This window comes from Arthrobacter sp. YAF34 (assembly GCF_052113245.1).
GTDB lineage: Bacteria > Actinomycetota > Actinomycetes > Actinomycetales > Micrococcaceae > Arthrobacter.
This window is the reverse complement of record NZ_JBFRCV010000040.1, coordinates 1-742: the sequence shown is the minus strand read 5'-3', so window position 1 is coordinate 742 and position 742 is coordinate 1. Positions and strand designations below refer to the sequence as shown.

The following is a 742-nucleotide window of genomic DNA, read 5'->3' as shown; positions in this document are numbered from 1 at the left end:
TGCTGCAGGCCTTCACCGGTCAGGGTGGTGCGGCCGGCGGTGGCGCCGATGATGAACCCGCGGGTCATCTGGTCCGCGGCGGCCCAGAAGGAATCGCCGGTGCGCTGGAACCCGAACATCGAGTAGAAGACGTAGACCGGGATGAGCGGTTCGCCGTGCGTGGCATAGGACGTTCCGGCGGCGGTGAACGCTGCCACGGAGCCGGCCTCGTTGATGCCGGCGTGCACGATCTGGCCGGAGATGGACTCCTTGTACGCCAGGACGAGCTCGCGGTCGACGGAGAGGTAGTTCTGGCCGTTCGGGTTGTAGATCTTCGCCGTCGGGAAGAACGCGTCCATGCCGAAGGTGCGGGCCTCATCGGGGATGATCGGCACAATCCGCTTGCCGAACTCCTTGTCCCGCATGAGGTCCTTGAGCAGACGGACAAACGCCATGGTGGTGGCGGCCAGCTGCTTGCCGGAGCCGCGGTTGGCGACCTCGTAGGCCTTCTCGTCCGGGAGGGTGACCGCGACGTGCTTGGAGCGCCGCTCGGGGACGAAACCGCCGAGTTCCTTGCGGCGTCCCATGAGGTACTGGATCTCGGGGGAGTCCATGCCGGGGTGGTAGTACGGCGGCCGGTAAAGGTCGGCCTCGAGCTGGTCGTCCGTGATCGGGATGCGCAGGTGGTCGCGGAAGGCCTTGAGGTCGGCCATCGTGAGCTTCTTCATCTGGTGGGTCGCGTTGCGGCCCTCGAAGTGGGTGC

The 742-nt window shown here is 66.4% G+C and carries 1 pseudogene; it reads right to left on the bottom strand.

Annotation, left to right across the window (positions count from 1 at the left end):
• Nucleotides 1–742 (bottom strand): annotated as a pseudogene (locus AB4Y72_RS19665) (pyruvate dehydrogenase (acetyl-transferring), homodimeric type); the annotation flags it as partial.